Source organism: Arthrobacter sp. Y3221157 (genome assembly GCF_059089865.1).
On sequence record NZ_JBNHFD010000133.1, the window covers coordinates 1 to 5,399 of the forward strand.

The window sequence follows — 5,399 nt, forward strand, 5'->3', positions numbered from 1 at the left end:
TCGGCCGGCGGGGGAGTGCCCTCGCGCGCACTGATGGCCTGCACGTCGGCCCGGACGGAGGGGTTGGAGGCGACGGTTCGGGCGAGCGTCAGCGCCTGGCTTTCGGCGTCGCTGCCAACCCTGTCATAGGTCAGCCACGCATGGACGGCGGCGCTGAGCAGGACCACCAGCAGTACCACGGCCACCTGCAGCAGCAGCGTCTGGGTGGAGAACCGCAGCGGCGGTCGGGGCGCGGAACGCTGCATGATCCTCCTTGATACGGGTCGGCTGTGCCCACCTGGCCCCGCCGGAACCAGCCGCGGCAGCACGTGAGCAGAATGAGCAAAATGCTCCCAATAAGCAGTATGCCAATCAATTGAGCCAAAGGCACTGCCGTGACGGCGGCCACCCTACAGTCTGTAGCACGCATCACAACGCTGTGGTGCCGTTCACAAGAAGGAGCCGGCTGTGCTGGTAATACTTGGATTCGCCATGATCGCGGTATTCATGGTGCTGATCATGACGAAAAAGTTGACGCCAGTGCTGGCGCTGATCATCGTCCCCACCGTTTTCGGACTTTTCGCCGGTGCCGGCCTGGGCATCGGGGACATGGTCCTGGATTCCATGAAGTCCATGACCTCCACCGCGGCGCTGCTGATGTTCGCCATCATCTACTTCGGGCTGATGATCGACGTCGGACTGTTTGACCCGCTGGTGAAGTTCATCCTTCGCAAGCTGGGCAACGATCCCGCCAAGGTTGTGCTCGGCACCGCCCTGCTGGCAGCCGCCGTGTCCCTGGACGGCGACGGCTCCACCACGTTCATCCTCACCACCGCAGCCATGCTGCCCATCTACCTGCGGCTCAAGATGAGCCCCGTGGTCCTCACCTGCGTGGCCGGCCTCGCCAACGGCACCATGAACATCGTCCCCTGGGGCGGCCCCACCGCCCGCGCCGCCACCGCACTGGAAATCGACGTCAATGACGTCTTCGTCCCCATGCTTCCCTCACTGGTCGCCGGCATTGCCGTGGTCCTCGCCTTCGCCTGGCTCCTCGGCCTGCAGGAGCGCAACCGGCTCCGCGCCACCCAGCCGGAAATCTGGGGCGTCCCGGATACTGCCGAGAAGTTCGACGGCGGCGCTTTCGCAGGCTCTGCGGGCAGCGGTTCCGGAACCGGCCGTGGACGCACGGGTGGCAACCCCGGCGGAGCAGCCCCCGCCGGCGGTCTCTCCCCGGAAGGCTCGTCCGTGGCAGTGCTGGACCGTCCTGAAGACCTGGTGGACGACAGCGATACGGCCATGGCCGACACCGCCCTGGACCCCAACCGCAGCACCCTGCGCCCCAACCTGTTCTGGTTCAACCTGGCCCTCACGGTCGCCGTCATGGGCATGCTCATCGCCGACCTCGTTCCGCTGCCCTACGTCTTCATGGTGGGCTCCGCCATCGCCCTGCTGGTGAACTTCCCCAAGGTCAAGGACCAGGGCACCCAGCTGGTGGCCCACGCCCCGTCCATTGTCGCGGTGGTCAGCATGGTCATGGCCGCTTCCGTCCTCACCGGCGTCCTCACCGGCACCGGCATGGTGGAAGCCATGTCCGCCTGGCTGGTGCAGATCATCCCGTCCAGCATGGGCCCGTTCATGGCCGTCATCACCGGCGTCCTCAGCATCCCCATGACGTTCTTCATGAGCAATGACGCCTTCTACTTCGGCGTGCTGCCGGTCCTCAGCGAGACCGCCGCGCACTACGGCATCAGCGCCGCGGAAATGGCCCGCGCCTCCATCACGGGCCAGCCGTTCCACATGCAGAGCCCGCTGGTTCCGGCCATCCTGCTGCTGGTGTCCCTGGCCAAGGTGGACCTGGGCGACCACCACAAGAAAGTGCTGTGGCGCAGCGCCGTGGTGTCCCTGGTCATGCTGGGAATCGGCATGCTGACCGGAGCCATCGGTATCGGTTAGTCTGTAGCTGCCGCGGTGCTGTTCCTTGTGAACGAACCCGGCATGAAGGTGCCCGTCTGACGCCCGCTGGGGGTCGTCAGACGGGCATCATCGTTTCCCCACTAGAATGGATCGGAAACCAATCCGAACTTTGCAGGGGAGATCCATGGCTGCGATCAACCGTGACGACGTTGCGCATCTCGCGCAGCTCGCTCACATCGAGATGAGTGCTCATGAGCTGGACAGGATGGCCGGAGAACTCGCCGTCATCGTTGATGCGATCAAGTCGGTCAGTGAAGCCGCCGGAGACGACGTGCCGGCCACGTCCCACCCCATCCCGCTGAGCAATGTCTTCCGGGAAGACGTCGTGGGCCACACCTTCACGGCGGAACAGGCACTCTCCGGTGCCCCGGATTCCGACGACAACCGTTTCAAGGTTCCGGCAATCCTGGATGAGGACTAAACAATGACTGAACAGAACACCAGCGCCGCCGCCCTGATCCGGCTCTCCGCCGCACAGCTGGCCGACAAGCTGCGCGCCCGCGAAGTTACCGCCGTCGAGGTGGTCCAGGCGCACCTGGACCGGATCGCCGACGTGGACGGCGGCGAACGCGGCGTCAACGCGTACCTGCACATCAACGCCGAGGAAGCGCTCGCCGTCGCGGCCGAAGTGGATGCCATCCGTGCCGCCGGCGGACCCGAGGCCGAGGGCCTCCACTACCTGGCTGGCGTGCCCATCGCGGTCAAGGACCTCATCGTCACCATCGGCCAGCCCACCACGGCAGGCTCGAAGATCCTCGAGGGCTGGCACAGCCCCTACGACGCCACTGTTGTGGAGCGCCTCCGCGCCGCGAAGATGCCCATCCTGGGCAAGACCAACCTGGACGAATTCGCCATGGGCTCCTCCACGGAGCACTCTGCCTACGGCCCCACCCGCAACCCGTGGGACCTCGACCGCATCCCCGGCGGCTCCGGCGGTGGCTCCGCTGCCGCCGTCGCCGCCTTCGAGGCGCCCCTGGCCCTCGGCACGGACACCGGCGGGTCCATCCGCCAGCCCGGCGCCGTCACCGGCACGGTGGGCGTCAAGCCCACCTACGGCAGCGTCTCCCGCTACGGCGCCATCGCCATGGCCTCCTCGCTGGACCAGATCGGCCCGGTCTCCCGGACCGTCCTGGACTCGGCACTCCTGCACCAGGTCATCGGCGGGCACGACTCCCGCGATTCCACCTCGCTGCCTGACCCGCTGGCCGACCTCGTGGCCGCCGCGAAGACCGGCAACGTCGAAGGCCTGCGGATCGGCATCATCAAGGAACTGCATGGCGAGGGCTACCAGGCCGGCGTCGAGAACCGCTTCAACGATTCGCTGGAGCTGCTGCGTGAAGCGGGAGCGGAAATCGTCGAGGTTTCCTGCCCCAACTTCCAGTACGCCTTGGGTGCCTACTACCTCATCATGCCCTCCGAGGCGTCCTCCAACCTCGCGAAGTTCGACGGCGTCCGCTACGGCCTGCGCGTCCTGCCCGAGGACGGTCCCATGACCATCGAACGCGTCATGGGTGCCACCCGTGCTGCGGGCTTCGGCGACGAGGTCAAGCGACGCATCATCCTGGGCACCTACGCCCTGAGCGCCGGCTACTACGACGCCTACTACGGCTCGGCACAGAAGGTCCGCACCCTGGTCCAGCGGGACTTCGACGCCGCGTTCACCGTGGCGGACGTCCTGATTTCCCCCACGGCGCCCACCACGGCCTTCCGCCTCGGCGAGAAGCTGGACGACCCCCTGGCCATGTACCTGAACGACGTCGCCACCATCCCGGCCAACCTGGCCGGCGTTCCCGGGCTGTCCCTGCCCGGCGGACTGGCGGACGAGGACGGCCTGCCCGTGGGCATCCAGCTGCTCGCACCCGCCCGGGAGGACGCCCGCCTGTACCGCGTGGGCGCCGTCCTGGAATCCCTGCTCGAGGCCAAGTGGGGCGGACCGCTGCTTGCCCAGGCCCCCGACCTTGCCGGTACCGCGGCCCTCGAAACCCAGGAGGCAAAATAATGACCACCGACGCGATCCTCAGCTTCGAAGAGGCGATGGAGAAGTACGATCCCGTCCTGGGGTTCGAGGTCCACGTGGAGCTCAACACCAAGACCAAGATGTTTTCCTCCGCGCCCAACGTCTTCGGTGACGAGCCCAACACCAATGTCAACGAGGTGGACCTCGGCATGCCGGGCGTCCTGCCGGTGGTGAACAAGACGGCGGTGGAGTCCTCCATCAAGATCGGCCTGGCCCTCAACTGCAAGATTGCCGAGAGCTGCCGCTTCGCCCGGAAGAACTACTTCTACCCGGACACCCCCAAGAACTTCCAGACGTCACAGTACGACGAGCCCATCGCGTACGACGGCTACCTGGACGTCGAACTTGAGGACGGCACCGTGTTCCGCGTGGAGATCGAACGCGCGCACATGGAGGAGGACGCCGGCAAGCTGACCCACATGGGTGGGGCCACCGGCCGCATCCACGGCGCCGACTTCTCCCTGGTGGACTACAACCGGGCCGGCGTTCCGCTGGTGGAAATCGTCACCAAGCCGATCCAGGGTGCCGGTTCCCGGGCCCCCGAACTGGCCAAGGCCTACGTTGCGGCGGTCCGCGAGATCGTGAAGAACCTCGGTGTTTCCGACGCGCGCATGGAACGCGGCAACGTGCGCTGTGACGCCAACGTCTCGCTCCGCCCGCACGGCCGCGAACGCTTCGGCATCCGCTCCGAGACGAAGAACGTGAACTCGCTGCGCGCCGTCGAACACGCCGTCCGCTACGAGATCCAGCGCCACGCCGCCGTCCTGGACTCCGGCGAGCCGGTCGTCCAGGAAACCCGGCACTGGCATGAGGACACCCGCACCACCACGTCCGGCCGGGCCAAGTCCGACGCCGACGACTACCGCTACTTCCCGGAGCCGGACCTGGTTCCCGTGGTCGCCTCCCGCGAATGGGTGGAGGAGCTCCGCGCCACCCTGCCCGAGCCGCCGGCCGAGCGCCGCAAGCGGCTCAAGGCCAGCTGGGGCTACTCGGACCTCGAATTCCGCGACGTGGTGAACGCCGGCGTCCTGGACGAGATCGAGGAAACCATTGCCGCAGGCGCCAGTGCCTCCGTGGCGCGCAAGTGGTGGATGGGCGAAATCGTGGGCCGCGCCAAGGCCGCCGACGTGGACCCCGGCCAGCTGGGCGTCCAGCCCGCCACCATCGTTGAGCTTGCCCGCATGGTTGAGGGCGGCAAGATCAACAACAAGATGGCGTCGCAGGTGCTGGACGGAGTGCTCGCCGGTGAAGGCACCCCGGCGGAGATCGTCGAGAAGCGCGGCCTCGCCGTCGTGTCCGACGACGGGCCCCTGCTGGAAGCCATCGACGCCGGAGGTCAACTCGGGCATCTACGCCTTTGACGCCGCGGTGCTGCGGAAAGCCCTGGGCAAGGTCACCACCGAGAACGCGCAGGGGGAGAAGTACCTCA

Annotated in this window: 4 protein-coding genes and 1 pseudogene; 4 read left to right on the plus strand and 1 reads right to left on the minus strand. The window is 66.9% G+C overall.

Annotated elements, in window-relative coordinates; all coding sequences use genetic code 11:
• Positions 1 to 245, minus strand: a pseudogene (locus AC5RTT_RS19395) (histidine kinase); the annotation flags it as partial.
• 202 nt (positions 246 to 447) lie between these two features.
• Here AC5RTT_RS19395 and AC5RTT_RS19400 point away from each other — a divergent pair.
• The 4 genes from AC5RTT_RS19400 (at position 448) to gatB (ending at position 5,331) form a co-directional block, all read left to right on the plus strand.
• Positions 448 to 1,932 carry a CitMHS family transporter gene (locus AC5RTT_RS19400; RefSeq protein WP_494146543.1) on the plus strand — a complete coding sequence of 495 codons (1,485 nt, stop codon included), beginning with the start codon at positions 448 to 450 and terminating at the stop codon, positions 1,930 to 1,932.
• A 145-nt stretch (positions 1,933 to 2,077) separates the two neighbouring features.
• On the plus strand, positions 2,078 to 2,374 hold the full coding sequence (gene gatC / locus AC5RTT_RS19405; protein WP_494010530.1) for an Asp-tRNA(Asn)/Glu-tRNA(Gln) amidotransferase subunit GatC: 297 nt from the start codon (positions 2,078 to 2,080) through the stop codon (positions 2,372 to 2,374).
• A 3-nt stretch (positions 2,375 to 2,377) separates the two neighbouring features.
• On the plus strand, positions 2,378 to 3,952 hold the full coding sequence (gatA, locus tag AC5RTT_RS19410; protein WP_494146544.1) for an Asp-tRNA(Asn)/Glu-tRNA(Gln) amidotransferase subunit GatA: 1,575 nt from the start codon (positions 2,378 to 2,380) through the stop codon (positions 3,950 to 3,952).
• The gene (gene gatB / locus AC5RTT_RS19415; RefSeq protein WP_494146545.1) at positions 3,952 to 5,331 is read left to right on the plus strand and encodes an Asp-tRNA(Asn)/Glu-tRNA(Gln) amidotransferase subunit GatB; all 1,380 of its coding nucleotides are present in this window, start codon (positions 3,952 to 3,954) and stop codon (positions 5,329 to 5,331) included. Before gatA ends, gatB begins: the two co-directional genes overlap by 1 nt.
• Positions 5,332 to 5,399 lie beyond the last annotated feature (68 nt).